The sequence below is a fragment of the Kitasatospora sp. NPDC048545 genome, from assembly GCF_040651155.1.
Lineage (GTDB): Bacteria > Actinomycetota > Actinomycetes > Streptomycetales > Streptomycetaceae > Kitasatospora.
Genome location: NZ_JBEZIQ010000075.1, coordinates 14,322 through 30,509, shown reverse-complemented (window position 1 = coordinate 30,509; position 16,188 = coordinate 14,322). Strand labels below are relative to the sequence as shown.

Here is a 16,188-nt window from a genome sequence, read left to right as displayed (position 1 = left end):
AGGCTGGCCGGCATGGCCCCCCTCACCCCGTCAGGACCGCTCACCGGCTTCACCGTCGGCGTCACCGCCGCACGCCGCCGCGAGGAGCTCACGGCCCTGCTCACCCGGCGCGGCGCCCAGGTGGTCGAGGCGCCGGTGCTGCGCATCCTCCCGCTCGCCGACGACCTCGCCCTGCGCGAGGCCACCGACCGCTGCCTCGCCGGCCCGCTCGACTACGTGGTGGCCACCACCGGGGTCGGCTGGCGCGGCTGGATGAGCGCGGCCGAGGGCTGGGGCCGGGGCGCGGCGCTCGCCGAGGCCTGCCGGGGCGCCGTGGTGCTCAGCCGCGGCCCCAAGGCCACCGGCGCGGTCCGGGCCAGCGGGCTGGACGAGGAGTACTCCCCCGGGACCGAGGCCACCGGCGAACTGCTCACCTGGCTGCTCGCCCGCCCGCTGACCGGGCGCCGGATCGCCGTCCAGGAACACGGGGTGCGGCTGGACGCCTTCGCGGCGGCGCTGCGCGAACGCGGCGCCGAGGTGATCTCCGTCCCGGTCTACCGCTGGGCGCCCCCGGAGGACCCGGGCGCGGTCCGACGCCTCCTCGACCAGACCATCCGGCGCCAACTGCACGCGCTCACCTTCACCAGCGCCCCCGCGATCACCGCCCTGCTCGCCGCCGCCGAAGCCGAGGGACTGCACGGCGCACTGGTCGACGCCCTGCGCGAGGACGTGCTGCCGGTCTGCGTCGGCACCCTGTGCGCCCGGCCGCTCACCGACCTCGGCCTGCCCGCCGTGCACCCCGAACGCGGCCGGCTCGGCTCGCTGGTCCGACTGCTCGCGGACGTCCTGCCGGGCCGCGGCAAGCGCGAAGTCGCGCTCGCGGGGCAGCTGTTGACCCTCCAGGGGAACGCCGCCATGGTCGACGGGGAGAGCCACTGGCTCAGCCCGCGCGGCGCCGCCGTCCTGCGCGCCCTCGCCGAACGCCCCGGCCGGGTGCTCAGCCGCGCCGAACTCCTGCGCGCCGCCTGGCCGGACGCCGGCGCCGACGAGCACGCCGTCGAAGCCGCCGTCGGCCGGCTCCGCGCTGCCCTCGGCCCGCACGCGACCCTGATCCGCACCGTTCCCAAGCGCGGCTACCGGCTGGCGGCAGGCTGATGGCACCGGCCCTGCTCGCCGTCGCGCATGGCAGCCGCGACCCGGCGGCGGTCACCGCGACCCGCGCCCTGCTGCGCCGAGTCCGCTCCCTACGGCCCGAACTGGCCGTCCACTGCTGCTTCCTGGACCTCGCCCGCCCCACCCTCCCGGAAGCGCTCGACCGACTCGCGGGCAGTCGGCCGATCCTGGTCCCGCTCCTGCTCGGCACCGGCTACCACGTCCGCGTCGACATCCCCGCCGCCCTCACCGCCGCCGGACTCCCCCACCCCCACCTCGCCCCCGCCCTCGGCCCGCACCCGCTGCTCGCCGAGGCCCTCGCCGACCGCCTCACCGAGGCCGGCGCCCCCGCAGACGCCCCGGTGGTCCTGGCCGGAGCCGGATCCTCCGACCCCGCCGCGCTCGCCGACACCGCCGGGACCGCCCGGCTGCTGGCCGCCCGCCTCGGCCGCCCGGTCACCCCCGCCCACCTGTCCGCCGCCGCACCCACCCCGCACCGGGCCGTCGCCGACCTGCGGGCCGCCGGCCACCCCCGGGTCGCCCTCGCCACCTACCTCCTCTCCCCCGGCTTCTTCGCCCGCCGCGCCGCCACCACCCCCGCCGGCTGGACCAGCGCCCCGCTGGGCGCCCACCCGGCCGTCGCCCGGCTGGTGCTGCGGCGCTACGACGAGGCGCGGGCCGCCTCAGTCCTGCCCGCCGCCGCCTGACACTCCCCCGACGAACGCCAGCAGCCGCTCGTTGACGAGCTCCGGCCGCTCCAGGTTCAGCCCGTGCCCGGCCCGGTCGACGATCTCGGCCCGCACCCCGGGGACCAGCCTCGTGACCCGCTCCACCACCTGCCGCGGCCGCAACAGGGCACTGCGCCTGCCCACCAGGACCAGCGCGGGCACCCCGACCGAAGCCAGTTCCTCGTCCGTGAACGGCCGGGCCGGCGGACGGGAGCCCGGCTTGTAGCTGCGCATGGCGAGCATCAGCGGCGCGATCATCTCGCGCGGCGCGCCGAGCGCCGGGTTCGCCAGCAGCCGCCCCAACGCGGGGCGCAAGCGCCGCGGGGCGAGCATCCCGAACAGGCCGGCGACCATGTGGACGTAGAACCGCGCCGGCACCTTCTCGATCCCGCCCGGATCCAGGGACGCGACCGAGGCCAGCCGCCCGGGCGCGTGGATCGCCTGGTTGAGCGCCAGCCACCCGCCGTACGAGACCCCGACCAGGTGCACCCGCTCCAGCCCGAGGCCCGCGAACACCTCACCGAGCCATGCGGCGTTCTCCTCCGATCCGGCCGCGACGACGCGCTGCACGCTGCGCCCGGGGTCGTCGAGGGTGTCGACCGCGTAGACGGGGTGCCGCTCGCCGAGGGCGGCGATCTGCGGGTACCAGTTGGACGGGTGTCCGGCGTGGCCGTGCAGCAGCACGATCGGCTCGCCGGTCGTCGCGCCGTAGCGGTGGACGTGGACGCTGCCGTACCCGGTGTCGACGTCGAACTCCTGGCGCGGGCCCGGCCACAGGGTCATCGCGCGGTCGTACGCCTCAAGGAACGTCGCGCGGGCCTGCTCGCTGACGAAGTGTCCGACGCTGGTCCTGGTCATGATCCCTCCCGATTTTGATGGTATGTTTGTACCATAAAAATATTCGAAGGGAACCCGATGCCGAAGCTGGTGGACCACGAGGAACGGCGCGCCCACATCATCGACGCCCTGCTCCGCTCCGCGGCGAGCAACGGCCTCCACTCCGTCACCATGCGCTCCGTGGCAGTCGAGGCCGACGTCTCGGTCCGGCTGGTCCAGTACTACTTCGACACCAAGGAGAAGCTGCTCCTCGCCGCCATGACCCGCCTCGCCACCCGCATGGGCGAACGGGTCCGACACCGGGTACGCGCCACCGGCGCCGGCACCGACCCCCGCACCATCGTCGAAGCGGTCCTCCTGGAAGCCGTCCCCACCGACGAGGAGAGCCGCGCCTTCCACCTCATCTACACCGAGTACGCGGTGCTCTCCGTCACTGACCCCGCCCTCGCCGGGCAGCCCTTCCTCGCCGCCCCCGACGAGATGGAGGCCTTCCTGGTCGCCCAGCTGACCGCCGCCCGCCGGACCGGCGACGCCGACCCGCACCTCGACCCCCACCAGGAGGCCGTCGTCCTCCTCGCCGTCTCCGCCGGCCTCGGCCTCAGCGTCCTCCTCGGCCAGCGCACCGCCCACCAGGCGACCACCGTCCTCCGCTACCACCTCGGCCGCGTCTTCCCCACCAGGACCTGAGAAGGCTCTGACGTGACAGAGGACCTGCGGGCCGCACTGCCGGGCGACGAGCCCGCCGAGGGCGCGCTGTTGCCGGAGGGGCGGGCCGGGCGACAGGTCTTCGTGGTGGAGCGGGCCTCCGACAGGCTCTCGCCGGGCGCGGCCGACGTCTACGTCCGGGCCACCGACACGTGAGGTGCCGGTCTCGCCGCTCGGCGCGACGGGCCCTGTCAGGGATCGGGCTACCGGCCGTCGGCGGCGTACCGGCGCGATTCGGCGCGGGTGGAAAGGCGGCCCGCACGCCGTCCTGATCGGCCGTCGTCGTTCGCACCCTTCTTCGAAGAACGTCCCGGACACTCCGGGGTCCGGGGTCGAACTCCTGGCCTCCCCCGGGCCTCCACATGCCGGGCTCCGGGGTCGGAGCCCGGGTGGGTGGGTGAACAGGGGTACGGCCGGATGGCCGCGGACCGGCCGGGTGGTCCGGGGCGGCCGTGCGGGTGACCTGTCGGACGTGTCGGCGGTGGGGCGGGCCACCTGCTGTGCGTCGGTGGGAGTGCGCCGTCTCCGAACGGCGCGTGTCCTGTCCCCGGATCTGAGAGCCGCCCATGCCTACCACCGCCCGTCTCCGCAGTCTGGTCCCCACCGCGCTCTGCGCCCTCGCCGTGGCCCTCGCCGCCCCCGCGGCCCACGCCGCACCCCCGGGCCGCGACACCGGGTCCGATCCCGGCCGACCGGGCGGCGGCCGGTACGACTGGGACAGCGTGGCGGCCTGCGAGAGCAGCGGGAACTGGCGCGTCAACACCGGCAACGGCTACTACGGCGGCCTCCAGTTCGACCAGGCCACCTGGCGCGGGAACGGCGGTCTCGCCTACGCCCCGCGCGCCGACCTGGCCACCCGCGACCAGCAGATCGCCGTCGCCCAGAACCTGGCGGGCCACCGCGGCCTCTCCCCCTGGCCGGTGTGCGGCGGCCGTGCCGCCCGCGGCCACGACCGCGACCGCGACGGCGCCCCGCCGCCCCCGGCGTCCGCCCCGTCGCGTCGGTCGCGCCCGTCGCACCCGTCGCACCCGTCGCACCCGGCCGCCCCCGCGGCCCCGGCAGCGGCCGCGGACGGCACCTGGACGGTCCGCGAGAACGACACCCTCGCCGACATCGCCGAGCACCTTCGCATCCCGGGCGGCTGGCCCGCCCTCTACGCCCTGAACCGCGCCGCCGTCGGCGAGGACCCGGACCTCATCCAGCCCGGTCTGGTCCTCGACCTCCCCTCCTGACCCTCCCGGGTCCTCTCCCCACCCCTGATCCGCCGCCCACGCCCTCCCCTCCCGGGCGTGGGCGGCGCCGTGTCCGGTCGGGGTTGCCGCCGGACGTGCCCCCGGGGACGCCGACGGCCCGCCCGCTCGGGTGAGCGGACGGGCCGTGCGGGCCGTGCGGGCCGGGTTACGGACCGGCGTAGCGGTGGTGGGGCGCCGGGGTCAGCCGACGTGCACGCGCGGGCGGCGCGAGCGGTCGGGCTCGGCTTCGCGCAGCACCTCGCGGGTGACCGGCGCGACCTCGCCCTGTCCGAACAGGAAGAACCGCAGGAACTGGGCGAAGGGGTTGCCCTCGGTCCACTCGAAGTAGAGGTGCGGCCGCTGCCCGGTGCGGTCCCGGACGGTGAGCGCCAGCGCCGCGATCGCGTTGGAAATGCTGGAGCTCTCCAGGGTGAGCACCCGGTAGCGCCCGTGCAGGACCTCGCCGCGGACGGTCAGCTCGGACTCGAAGTCGGAGGCGTCGCGCACGGTCACCTCGACGAAGACCAGGTCGTCCTCGCCGGGGATGTCGTTGTCGGCGCGGATCTGGCGGATCTTGTCGCGGTACTCGGCGTTGTCGCGGTGGCTCGGCTCGTTGGCGATGAGTCGCAGCGGACGGTGCGCGTAGTCCCTGATGAAACGTTCCGCCACCTCGTCCAGCTCGACGTTCGTGACCCGCAGCTCGAAGGCGCGGCGCAGCCGGGACAGCAGCGAGACCAGGATGATGCCGGCGATGAAGCAGGCGCCGATCTTGAGACCGTCCGGCCGCTCCATGCAGTTCAGCACGGTGGTGTAGAGGAAGATCGCCGAGATCGCCGCGAAGGCGACGGTCCAGCCCTTCTCGCGCTTGCGGTACGCGGCGATGGTCACCGCGATGGCCGCCGAGCTGATCAGCACCAGCACGCCCGTCGCGTACGCGCCGCCCTGGGCGTCCACGTTGGCGTCGAAGATCCAGGTGACCAGGAAGCCGATCAGGGTCAGCACGATCACCATCGGCCGCACCGCGCGCGCCCAGTGCGGAGCCATGCCGTAGCGCGGCAGGTAGCGGGGCAGCAGGTTGAGCATCCCCGCCATCGCCGAGGCGCCGGCGAACCAGAGGATCGCGATGGTGGAGAGGTCGTAGACGCTGCCGAAGGCGCCGCCCAGGTACTGGTGGGCCAGGTAGGCCAGGGCGCGGCCGTTGGCGTCGCCGCCGGGCTTGAACTGGTCGGCCGGGATGAGCAGGGTGGTGATGAAGCTGGTGGCGATCAGGAAGCAGCTCATGATCACGGCGGACGTGGTGAGCAGCTTGCGGGCGCCCCGGATCCGACCGGCCGGGTTCGCCTCGGTGTCGCCGGAAGCGCCCTCGATGTGCGGCATCACGGCGACGCCCGTCTCGAAGCCGGACAGGCCGAGCGCCAGCTTCGGGAAGGTCACCAGCGCCACGCCGACCATGATCACCGGGTTGCCGTGCTGGGCGGTCAGCGCGTCCGTCCAGTCGGTGACCACGTGCGGCGCCTCGATGATCTTCCAGATGCCGACGGCCACCACGACCACGTTCAGCGCCAGGTAGACGCCGACCAGCGCCACCGCGAGGCCGATCGCCTCGCTGAAGCCCTTGAGGAAGACCGCGCCGAGCATCGCCACCAGGACCAGGGTGATCAGCACCTGCTTGCCACCGAGCGCGCCGGTCAGGTGCGGGTTCTCCACCAGGTGGGCGCTCGCGTCGGCGGCCGACAGCGTGATGGTGATCAGGAAGTCCGTCGCCGCGAAGCCGAGCAGAGCGAGGACGAACAGCTTGCCCTTCCAGAACGACAGCAGCCGCTCCAGCATCGCGATCGAGCCCTCACCGCGCGGGCTCTCCTTCGCGACCCGCCGGTAGACCGGCAGCGCGCCCAGCAGGGTGACGATCACCAGCACGATGGTGGCGATCGGCGACAGCACGCCCGCGGCGAGGGCGGCGATGCCCGGCTGGTAGCCGAGCGTCGAGAAGTAGTCCAGGCCGGTCAGGCACATCACCCGCCACCAGCGCTGGCCGGCGTGCGCACCGTGCGCGGCGGAGTCCCCCGCCGCCGCGCCCTCGTGCGGCGCCTCCGGGCCGTCGGCCGGGCCGGACGGCTGCGCGGGTTTCTCCGCGCTCACGTCCGCCAGCAGCCAGCTCCGCAACCGTATTCGCGCCGACGGCGTACCCACCGCCGTCGTCCCCGTCGGACCCGACGAAACCACGTGACACCTCTTGTTTAAAGACCCCGTAAAAGCGCCGTCGGGCGACGGCAGTGCGCCAGGCTATGCGACCTCCGTTAAGGGGACGTCATCGGCCCGCGTTAAGAAAACGTCATGAAGGCGCAGGTCGGCGCCGGTGGCACGGTGCCGCGGTCCGGGTCCGCGGCGGGCGGGGGCCCGGCGGTGCCGCGCGGCCCGCCCGGACGATCATGAGCCGCCGGAGCGGAACCGGGGTCCCGCCGCCGCGGCTCGTGATCGTCCGGAGGGTCAGGCCCGGTAGCCGAGGACGGTCATCATGCCCGTCTCCGCGTGGTAGACGTTGTGGCAGTGGATCATCCACAGTCCCGGGTTGTCGGCGTCGAAGTCGACGGCCAGCGTCGAGCCCGGCAGCACGATCGCGGTGTCCTTGCGCGGGCCGTCGCCGGGCAGCGCGAAACTGTGGCCGTGCAGGTGGACGGGGTGCCACATGCCCGTGCTGTTGCGGACCTCAAGCCGTACCCGCTCGCCCGCCGCCACCGGGTGGCGCTGCGCCGGGTCGTACCTCCGGCCGTCGAACGCCCAGTCGGCCTTCGCCATGCCGCCGGTTAGCTCCAACTGCACCGTGCGATCGGGGGACTTGGCGGGCAGTCGGACGCTCGGGTCGGCCTTGAGCGAACCGGCCGTGACCAGCCTGCCGTCCAGTTCGGCCGGACGCACCGAAGCGCCGGGCGCCGCGCCGCCGCCGGTGCGCAGCACGGCCAGCGCGGTGGCGCCCTTGCCCTCGGCGAGCGCGGTCAGCGGGAAGACCCCGTCCCCCGCGGTGACCAGGACGTCGTAGCGCTCGCCCATCCCGAGCAGCAGGGCCTGGGTGGTGGCCGGTTCGACCGGGAAGCCGTCGGTGTGGGTGACGGTCAGCTCGTGACCGCCGAGCGCGACCCGGTAGGCGGTGTCGCCGCCCGCGTTGATCAGCCGGATCCGGATCCGGTCGCCGGGCCTGGCGGTGAAGGTCTCGGGCGCGCCGGGGAGACGGCCGTTGACCAGGTGGAACGGGTGGGCGACGTCGCCGGCGTCGCCGCCGAGCAGGGGGCTGCGCGCTCCCATCAGCATCCGGGACGGCCCGGCGCCGCCGCCCGACGGGCTCCCGGCACCGGGCATCCCCGGCATCCCGGACATGTCGTGGCCGGAGCCGCCCGTGTGGTCCATGCCGCCCGCGCCACCCGTGCCGCCCATGCCCTTGGCGAGTTCGGCGAGGACGGCGTCCGGGGTGCTGCCGTCGACACCGTCCACCCAGTCGTCCAGGACGACGACCCATTCCTTGTCGTAGCGCAGCGGCTCCTTCGGGTCCTCCACGATCAGCGGCGCGTACAGCCCGCGGTCCTGCTGGACGCCGGAGTGCGGGTGGAACCAGTACGTGCCCGGGTGGCCGAGCGCGAAGCGGTAGTCGAACGAGGCGCCGGCCTTGACGGCGGCCTGGGTCAGACCGGGCACGCCGTCCATGTCGTTGCGCAGCGCGAGGCCGTGCCAGTGCAGCGAGGTGGGCTGCGGCAGGTGGTTGGCGAGGGTGAGGGCGAGCGTGTCACCGGCGGTGGCGCGGACCTCCCGGCCCGGCAGGCCGTCGCCGTACGCCCAAGTGCGGACGGCGCGTCCGCCGAGGTCGAGGGTGGTCTCGGCGGCGATGAGCGTGACCTTCCGCTCCGGACCGGGGTTGCGCCGGGCCTCGGCTGCGGCGACCTCCGGACCGTTCGGCAGGACGAAACCGGTGGGGGCGGCGGAGGGACCGGTGGGGGCGGCCGGGCCGCCCGTGGCGCCGCGGTTCACGGACGAGTGGTCCATGCCCTTCATCGAGTCGGACGAGCAGGCAGCGAGCAGGCCGGTCCCGGCGGCCGCGAGCGCGGCGCCGAGGACGGTACGACGGGTGGGTGTGCGCATGACGGAGTGCACCTCGTGCGGTGGTGTGGGCGTACAGGACGTCGCGTCGGCCGTTCCGCACGCGGGCGCTTCGCAGCGCGCGCGGGCGCGGGACGGCGGCCGCGCGCCTACTGACGCAGCACCGAGAGCCGGGCGAGGAGGATCCGTCCGCCCCCGGGCGGAGGCAGCGCGCGCACGGCCCGCAGCAGCCGGGCCCGCACCTCGGCGGCGGCGTCGCCGCTGCGACGCAGCAGCGGGCCGACGACGAGGAGCACCACGGTCCAGCCGGCGAGGACGGCGAGGCACACCGACATCGGGTCCATGCCGTCGGCGGCGGGGTCGACCCCTGGCGCATGCCGGACCGCCGGGTGACGGTCGTCGTCCGTCAACGGGTGCCCGGTGCCGACCGCAGGTCCAGCCGACGACTGACGGACCGCCGGGTGACGGGCCGCCGACTGACGGATCGCCGGGTGACGGGCCGCCGACTGACGGTCGTCGTCCATCAGCCGCTGCTCGCCTCCGGCCGCGGGCCGGGCCGCCGGGTGCCGGTCGTGTCCGCCGTGCGCCCCGGTCGGGTGTCCGAGCGTGTGCATCGTCACGATGCCCAGCAGGAGTGCGGCGAGGAGCAGCAGCCGCGGCCCCCACGGGACGCGGGGTCCGAACGACCGCAGTGGCTGCGCCATCGTTCGCCTCCCCACCACTTCCGCCGAACCGTACCCCCAGAGGGTATCCCGGAGGGGAGCGGCGAACCGGGCCGGGGTCAACCTCGTTCACCCTCTTGGCAGGTGCAATTTCACATTGCTATGTTACGGCTCACACCGAGGGCGGCCAGACCCCACAGCGTCCGCCCCCGCGTCCCCCGGCAGTCCCGGGCCGGAACCCACGGCTGCCGCCTCGCACCGCCCTGCCACTTCCCCCTCCAGGAGATCCGGTGTCAACTTCCCGCGTTGCCAGGCGAGTCCTGCTCGCCTCCGCGATGGCCGCCACGCTCACGCTGCCCACCCTGCAGACCGCCCAGGCCCTCACCCCGACACCACCGGCCGCCTCCGCGCCGAAGGCCACCACCGCCGCACCCGCCCCGGCCGACTCCGACCGGCGCACCGCCTACGACGACGTCGACCACCTCGGCACCGACACCGCCAAGCCCGGCGCCCCCGCCCCGGCCCCCGGCGGCGGCTCGCTCGGCACCACGCTCGTTCCCGGCCTCCTGCCCGACCATGTCGGGGCGCCCGCGCCCACCGCCGACCGGCTCACCGCGACCGCGGCCAGCACCCCCACCGCGCGCACCGCCGCCGGTGTGCCCTGCACCCTTGACGGCCTCACCGGCCTCGGCGCCGACCAGTTGGTCGCCTTCCTCACCGATCCGGCGGTCACCGCCGACGGCTGCCTCAACTCGATCCTGTGGACCTGGGACGCCCGTTTCACCACCACCATGGACAACGCGCACGTCCAAGCCGTCGCCAAGCGGATCACCCAACTGTCCGCCACCGACGACGGCACCGGCTCCTCGCACGTCTACGAGCTCTGGACGTACCTGCACGCGACCGTCTACCACGCCTTCGGCCACCACGAGTTGAACCTCGGCGACCAGGCCACCCTCGGCGCGGTCCAGCAGGCGATCACGGCGTACGCGGGCAGCGCGCACGCCTTCGACCGCACCGACCTCGCCGCGAACGTCCTGCGCGAGGCCGCCATCACCGCCGGCGCCGACGGCCTGCGCCAGAACAACCTCGGCCTCGCCCGGCGCATCCTCGGCGTGCTCGCCCCCGGTACCACGGTGGCCGACAGCACCGCCTGGGGCAAGGCCGTCCTCCAGGCGCTCAACCTCAACTACCTGGGCATATACAACCAGGACCCGTCCTTCCTCGCCGCCGTCGCCGCCGACTCCGACTACCGCGCCGCGTTCCGCGCGTACGCGTCCTGGGGTCACCTCAAGGGCACCAAGAACGCCTGGGCCGCCCGCGACGCCGTCGCCGAGGCCGGCCGCTTCGGCCAGATCGCGGCCCTGCACGACTCCACCGTCGCCGACCTCGGCTCGCTGATCGGCGCCACCAAGGCCGCCTTCGGCGAGTGGTCCGACCCGTGGGCCAAGGCCATCGGCTGGGCCGCCACCTACGGCGTCTGCAGTCAGTACGGCGTCTGCGTGTCCGACCTGGAAGCCAGGATCTTCCCCCACACGTACACCTACGACAACGGCGCCATCGAGGTCCACACCGCCCTCGACAGGGCCACCGTCGACCAGATGTACTACGCGAGCAAGCAGGTCAAGACCCAGTACTTCCGTGTGCTCGGCACCGACCAGCCGCTCACCGGCGACGTCAACACCACCCTGCACATCCACCTGTACGCCTCGCGCGCCGACTACGAGGTCTACCAGCCGATCCTGACCGGCTACAGCACCAGCAACGGCGGCATGTACATCGAGCGCGGCGCCACCTTCTACACCTACCAGCGGCGCGTCCCGCAGGACTCCCAGCTCACCCTTGAGGAACTGTTCCGCCACGAGTACGTGCACTACCTCAACGGCCGCTGGGCGGTGCCCGGTTACTTCGGTGACCCGCGCTGGTACGCGGACGACAAGACCACCGCGATGGACGAGGGCACCGCGGAGTTCTTCGACGGCTCCACCCGCGACCAGGGCATCCTGGTCCGCAAGTCGCTGGTCCGCAAGCTCGCCGCCGACGAGGCCGCCGGCATCCCCCGGATGACCGTCGCCCAACTCCTGCACGCCCGCTACACCGACACCCCGGCGTTCCACTTCTACAACTACGCCGGCACCTTCTTCGAGTTCCTCTGGCAGCAGCACCCCTCGCTGCTGCGCGAGATGTACGGCTACGAGCGCGCCGACGACCCGGCCGGCTTCGACGCCTGGCGCGACCGCGTCGGCACCGACGCCGCCCTGCAGAAGGAGTACTCGGCCTTCCTCGACGCGCAGATCAAGAACGTCGACAACCTGTACGTCCCGTCGACCACCTTCGTCCCCGACGGCTCCCTCGACCTCGCCTGGGCCGACGACGTACAGGAGGAGTTCGCCGCCGCCACGTCCTCCACGCCGAACTGCAAGGACAACGGCGACTGGGCCAACAAGCCGATGCGCTTCGTCTGCACCGGCAGGATCACCGCCAACCTCTCCGACTCCACCAGCCCGGACAAGGTCTTCAAGGACATGTCCGACACCGTGGACTACTTCATCCTCACCCGCACCAAGAACGTCGAGGGGGCCAACAACCTCAACGACATGAACTGCAGCTTCGGCAAGGTCGACGTCTGGACCGGCGGCAAGGCCGGCACCGCCGACTACACCTGCGAGGGGCCGCTCCGCCGCTAGCCCCGAACGGCCGGGCCCGGTACGGACGGTGGGATCCGTACCGGGCCCGCGCGGTCGCGCGGCCGCTCCCCGGTCACGGCGCCGCCGCGCCCAGAACGGCGGCCGCGACGTGCTCACGGAACCAACGGTGCGCCGGATCGGCCGAGTTGCGCGGGTGCCAGGCCATCCCCAGCTCCATCGGGGCGAGTTCGAGCGGAATCGGGAAGGTCCGCAGCCCCAGCGCGTCGACGGCGCCCGGCAGCCAGTCCGCCAGGCCCAGCGCCACCAGGTCGGTGTCCCGGGCCAGCAGCATCGCGCTCGTGTGGCTCGGCACGACGACCGCCACCCGCCGCCGCAACCCCAGCTCCGCCAGCGCGCCGTCGATCGGCCCGAGGCGCTTGCCGCGCCGCGAGATGCCGATATGGTCGGCCTCCGCGAAGCGGCGGGCGGTGATCCGGCGGCCGTCGAACAGCGGGTGGCCGCCGCGGGCCACGCCGACCAGCGGAGCCCGGAGCAACTGCCGGGTGCGGACCTCCGGATCCACGTGCCCGAGCACACCCAGCTCGACGTCGACCAGCCCCTGCCGCAGCGCCGGTCCGCCCTCCAGCGCCTCCGGCAGGAACACCACGTCCACCTGCGGGGCCTCCGCCCGGATCCGCTCCGTGAGCACGCCGGCCATCCGCACCAGCATCAGCTCACCGGCCTGCACGGTGAACGTGCGGTCCAGGTGCACGGCGTCGAACCCGGCCCCGGGCCGTAGCACGTTGTCGCAGCCGCGCAGCAACGCGCCGACCTCCTCCCGCAGTTCGAGCGCCCGCGGGGTCGGCACCATCCCCTGCCCGGCCCGCACCAGCAACGGGTCCCCGACCGCGCGGCGCAGCCGGGCCAGCGTCCGGCTCACCGCCGCCAGCGAGCTGCCGAGACGCTCGGCCGCCCGGGTCACACTGTTCTCCTGGAGCAGGGCGTCCAACGCCCGCAGGAGGTTGAGGTCCATCATGCATGGCTCCTGAACTGCGTTTTTACGCCTGGGACAACTATTCGATGCTCATCCTTGCATTGTTCCGACGTCCCCGGGCGGACGAGAGTGGAGCCGTCCACGAACCCCGTTTCACGGAGACCCCATGTCACAGCACCCGTCCCCCGTCGACCGTTCCGGCCTCGCCGGTGACGTCCTCGCCGTCGTCAGCCAGAGCGGCCCGACCGTCTCCTTCTTCGACGCCGCCACCGACCGGCTCCTCGACACCGTCGAAGTCCTGGCCGAGCCGCACGAGTTGTGCTTCGACCCGACCCGGCGGCTGCTCTGGTGCGCCACCGCCTACGACTCGGGCTACTACCACGCCCACAGCGGCAAGCGCACCGAACTGACCGTCATCGACGCCGACACCCGGCGCATCGTCGAGGTGGTCGACCTCGCCCCCGAACACGGCCCGCACGGACTGGCCCTGGACGCCGCCCGGAACCGGCTCTACGTCAGCGTGGAGGGCGGACCGGACCGCCCGGGCGGCGTCGTGGTCATCGACACCGGGACCCGCCGCCCGATCGGCCGGATCGACACCGACGCCCCCGGGCCGCACTGGTTCGCCGTCTCCCCGGACGGGCGCACCGGCTTCGCCACCAACAAGGAGGCCCCGTTCGTCTCCGTGGTCGACCTGGAGCGTGGCGTCCTGACCGCCAAGGTCGAGGTCCCGGGCAGCGAGGGCGTCGCCGTCTCCGCCGACGGCAGCCGGGCGTACGTCGCCGGGCCCTACCTCGGCTTCGCCGGGGCACCCGGCGCCACCCCCGGCATCCGCGTCATCGACGCCGGATCGGCCTCGGTCGTCGACACCCTCCCGACCGGGTCCGCCGCGCTCCCGGTCCACCTCACCTCCACCGGCAGGCTGCTGGCCGGCGAGATCCGCTCGACCCCCGGCGAGGAGACCGGGCTGGGCCACCAACTCCCCGGCCGGCTCACCGTCTTCTCCGCCGACGACCACCGACACCTCGGTTCCGTCGAGGTCGGCCTCTTCCCCCTGACCATCACGTCCTCCCCCGACGGCCGCTTCGCCTACGTCTCCGGCGTCGTCTCCTCCACCGTCGACGTCGTCGCCCTCGACACCCTCACCCGCGTCTCCCGCCTCACCGTCCCCAAGCGCGCCGAACCCGGCGCCCACGGCCTCGCCTACATCCCTCGCCCCGCCTGAACCAGCCCGTCCCGGGCCCGATCCGGCCTCGGCTACCACCCCCGGCGGCACCCTGATCTCCCCCTGGGAAGCGTCCCCCAGGGGCGTGGACACGCCCGCGGGCGGGCAAGGGCCAGTCGTGGCAGCAAGCACGCGCGACGTGAGAAGGTACGACCCATGAAGCCGATCAAGTTCATCCTCAATGTCATCTGGCTCATTTTCTGCGGCATTTGGATGGCACTTGCCTACGTGGTCGCCGGCATCATCTGTTGCATCCTGATCATCACGATCCCGTTCGGAATCGCTTCGTTCCGGATCGCCGGCTTCATCCTGTGGCCGTTCGGGCGGACCGCGGTCGAGCGGTCCGACGCCGGGGCGGCCTCCTGCGTCGGCAACGTCATCTGGCTGGTGTTCGCCGGGTGGTGGCTGGCGTTGGCGCACCTGATCACCAGCATTCCGCTGTTCCTGTCGATCATCGGGATCCCCTTCGGCTGGGCCAACCTCAAGATGATCCCGGTCTCCCTCACGCCGCTGGGCCGCGAGATCGTCCCCACCGACCAGGAATGGGGCGCCCGGTAGCATCCGCGCCCATCGACGGCCGGCGAGGCGATGAGCCTCGCCGGCCGTCGGCGTTCCCGAACCCGTCGGTGTCCTGCTTCCCGTCGGCGTTCCGGCCGGCCCGTGGGGAGCGGACCGAGAACGTCCGCCCGGTCAGCGGCGGGCTGCCGTCCTGCGCACGCCGTACGCGGCGGCGCCGAGGGCGAGGACGGCGGCTCCCCACAGGACCGATTCCGCCGGGAGGGCGAGGGCCAGCGCGAGGCAGCCGGCCGTGCCGACGACGGGGACGGCTCTCGGCGGGCGGCCCTCGGCGGCGGTGAGGGTCCAGGCGGAGGCGTTGGCGACGGCGTAGTAGGCGAGCACGCCGAAGGAGGAGAAGCCGATCGCACCGCGGACGTCGCCGACGGCCGCGAGGACGGCGACGACCGCGCCGACCGTCAGTTCCGCGCGGTGCGGCACGCCGAAGCGCGGGTGGACGGCGGCGAGGGCGTGGGGCAGGTGGTGGTCGCGGGCCATCGCGAGGGTGGTGCGGGAGACGCCGAGGATCAGGGCGAGCAGCGAGCCGAGGGCGGCGACCGCGGCCCCGGCGCGCACCACCGGGACCAGCGCGGGCGCCCCGGCCGCCCGGACCGCGTCGGCCAGCGGCGCCCCGGCGTGGGCGAGCCGGTCCGGGCCGAGGACGGCCAGGACGGCGAGCGCGACGGCGGCGTAGACGACCAGGGTGATGCCGAGGGCGAGCGGGATAGCCCGGGGGATGGTGCGCCGAGGGTCGCGCACCTCCTCGCCGAGGGTGGCGATGCGGGCGTACCCGGCGAAGGCGAAGAACAACAGGCCGGCGGCCTGCAGCACGCCGTGGAACCCGGCGTCCGCTCCGACCGCCCAGCGGCCGGGGTCCGCCTCGCCGCCTGCCAGGCAGGCGGTGACCACGGCGGCGAGCACGCCCAGGACGAGGGCGACGATCGCCCGCGTCAGCCGGGCGGCCTTCTGCACGCCGACGTAGTCGACGGCGGTCAGCACGACGACGGCGGCGACCGCGACCGCGTGGGCCTGCCCGGGCCAGACGTAGGTGCCGACAGTGAGCGCCATCGCCGCGCAGGACGCGGTCTTGCCGACCACGAAGCCCCACCCCGCGAGGTACCCCCAGAACTCGCCGAGCCGCTCCCGGCCGTACACGTAGGTGCCGCCGGACTGCGGGTAGCGGGCGGCGAGCCGGGCGGAGGAGGTCGCGTTGCAGTACGCCACCACGCCGGCCAGTGCCAGCCCGATCAGCAGCCCGGACCCGGCGGCGGCGGCCGCGGGCGCCAGCGCGGCGAAGACACCGGCGCCGACCATCGACCCCAGCCCGATCACCACGGCGTCGAACACACCCAGGTGCCGCCGCAGTTCCCCCGGCCCGGCCACCGACGCCACACCGCTCATCGACC

The 16,188-nt window shown here is 74.0% G+C and carries 14 protein-coding genes; 8 read left to right on the top strand and 6 right to left on the bottom strand.

From position 1 onward, the window contains the following. The first annotated feature begins 12 nt into the window (after positions 1-12). Both AB0D10_RS41160 and AB0D10_RS41155 read left to right on the top strand, forming a co-directional pair. Complete coding sequence (locus AB0D10_RS41160) at positions 13-1,134, top strand: uroporphyrinogen-III synthase (RefSeq protein ID WP_360266537.1); 1,122 nt, start codon at positions 13-15, stop codon at positions 1,132-1,134. Next, the gene (locus AB0D10_RS41155; RefSeq protein ID WP_360266535.1) at positions 1,134-1,838 is read left to right on the top strand and encodes a sirohydrochlorin chelatase; all 705 of its coding nucleotides are present in this window, start codon (positions 1,134-1,136) and stop codon (positions 1,836-1,838) included. Before AB0D10_RS41160 ends, AB0D10_RS41155 begins: the two co-directional genes overlap by 1 nt. On the opposite strand, the gene AB0D10_RS41150 is transcribed toward AB0D10_RS41155, so the two are convergent. After that, positions 1,815-2,717, bottom strand: a complete 903-nt coding sequence (locus AB0D10_RS41150; protein ID WP_360266532.1) for an alpha/beta fold hydrolase — start codon at positions 2,715-2,717, stop codon at positions 1,815-1,817. The genes AB0D10_RS41155 and AB0D10_RS41150 overlap by 24 nt on opposite strands. A 57-nt stretch (positions 2,718-2,774) precedes the next feature. Between AB0D10_RS41150 and AB0D10_RS41145 the strand changes: the two genes are divergently transcribed. The 3 genes from AB0D10_RS41145 to AB0D10_RS41135 all read left to right on the top strand — a co-directional run bounded on the left by AB0D10_RS41145 (position 2,775) and on the right by AB0D10_RS41135 (position 4,633). Beyond that, positions 2,775-3,383: a TetR/AcrR family transcriptional regulator gene (locus AB0D10_RS41145; protein WP_360266529.1), complete on the top strand. Its 609-nt coding sequence runs from the start codon at positions 2,775-2,777 to the stop codon at positions 3,381-3,383. 12 nt (positions 3,384-3,395) lie between these two features. After that, entirely contained in the window at positions 3,396-3,557 is a 162-nt protein-coding gene (locus AB0D10_RS41140) for a hypothetical protein (RefSeq protein WP_360266526.1), read from the top strand. Between the two features lie 410 nt (positions 3,558-3,967). Continuing rightward, entirely contained in the window at positions 3,968-4,633 is a 666-nt protein-coding gene (locus tag AB0D10_RS41135; RefSeq protein WP_360266523.1) for a transglycosylase family protein, read from the top strand. A gap of 201 nt (positions 4,634-4,834) precedes the next feature. Here the strand turns inward: AB0D10_RS41135 and AB0D10_RS41130 are convergent, their stop codons facing one another. The 3 genes from AB0D10_RS41130 to AB0D10_RS41120 all read right to left on the bottom strand — a co-directional run bounded on the left by AB0D10_RS41130 (position 4,835) and on the right by AB0D10_RS41120 (position 9,423). Then, entirely contained in the window at positions 4,835-6,646 is a 1,812-nt protein-coding gene (locus tag AB0D10_RS41130) for an amino acid transporter (protein ID WP_360266568.1), read from the bottom strand. A gap of 474 nt (positions 6,647-7,120) precedes the next feature. Further along, entirely contained in the window at positions 7,121-8,761 is a 1,641-nt protein-coding gene (locus AB0D10_RS41125; RefSeq protein ID WP_360266520.1) for a multicopper oxidase family protein, read from the bottom strand. Positions 8,762-8,868: 107 nt separating this feature from the next. Continuing rightward, a complete protein-coding gene (locus AB0D10_RS41120; protein WP_360266517.1) occupies positions 8,869-9,423 on the bottom strand; it encodes a hypothetical protein in 555 nt (184 codons plus the stop codon). A 248-nt stretch (positions 9,424-9,671) separates the two neighbouring features. On the opposite strand from AB0D10_RS41120, the gene AB0D10_RS41115 reads away from it, so the two are divergent. Beyond that, positions 9,672-12,068: a collagenase gene (locus AB0D10_RS41115; protein WP_360266514.1), complete on the top strand. Its 2,397-nt coding sequence runs from the start codon at positions 9,672-9,674 to the stop codon at positions 12,066-12,068. Between the two features lie 73 nt (positions 12,069-12,141). On the opposite strand, the gene AB0D10_RS41110 is transcribed toward AB0D10_RS41115, so the two are convergent. Continuing rightward, complete coding sequence (locus tag AB0D10_RS41110) at positions 12,142-13,041, bottom strand: LysR family transcriptional regulator (protein WP_360266566.1); 900 nt, start codon at positions 13,039-13,041, stop codon at positions 12,142-12,144. A 127-nt stretch (positions 13,042-13,168) separates the two neighbouring features. Here AB0D10_RS41110 and AB0D10_RS41105 point away from each other — a divergent pair, with 127 nt between their 5' ends. Next, positions 13,169-14,227, top strand: coding sequence for a YncE family protein (locus AB0D10_RS41105; protein ID WP_360266512.1), 1,059 nt, complete (start codon positions 13,169-13,171; stop codon positions 14,225-14,227). A 156-nt stretch (positions 14,228-14,383) separates the two neighbouring features. Beyond that, entirely contained in the window at positions 14,384-14,785 is a 402-nt protein-coding gene (locus tag AB0D10_RS41100) for a YccF domain-containing protein (protein WP_360266510.1), read from the top strand. 132 nt (positions 14,786-14,917) lie between these two features. Here AB0D10_RS41100 and AB0D10_RS41095 read toward each other — a convergent pair whose 3' ends face one another. Next, complete coding sequence (locus tag AB0D10_RS41095; RefSeq protein ID WP_360266507.1) at positions 14,918-16,183, bottom strand: APC family permease; 1,266 nt, start codon at positions 16,181-16,183, stop codon at positions 14,918-14,920. Positions 16,184-16,188: the final 5 nt, after the last annotated feature.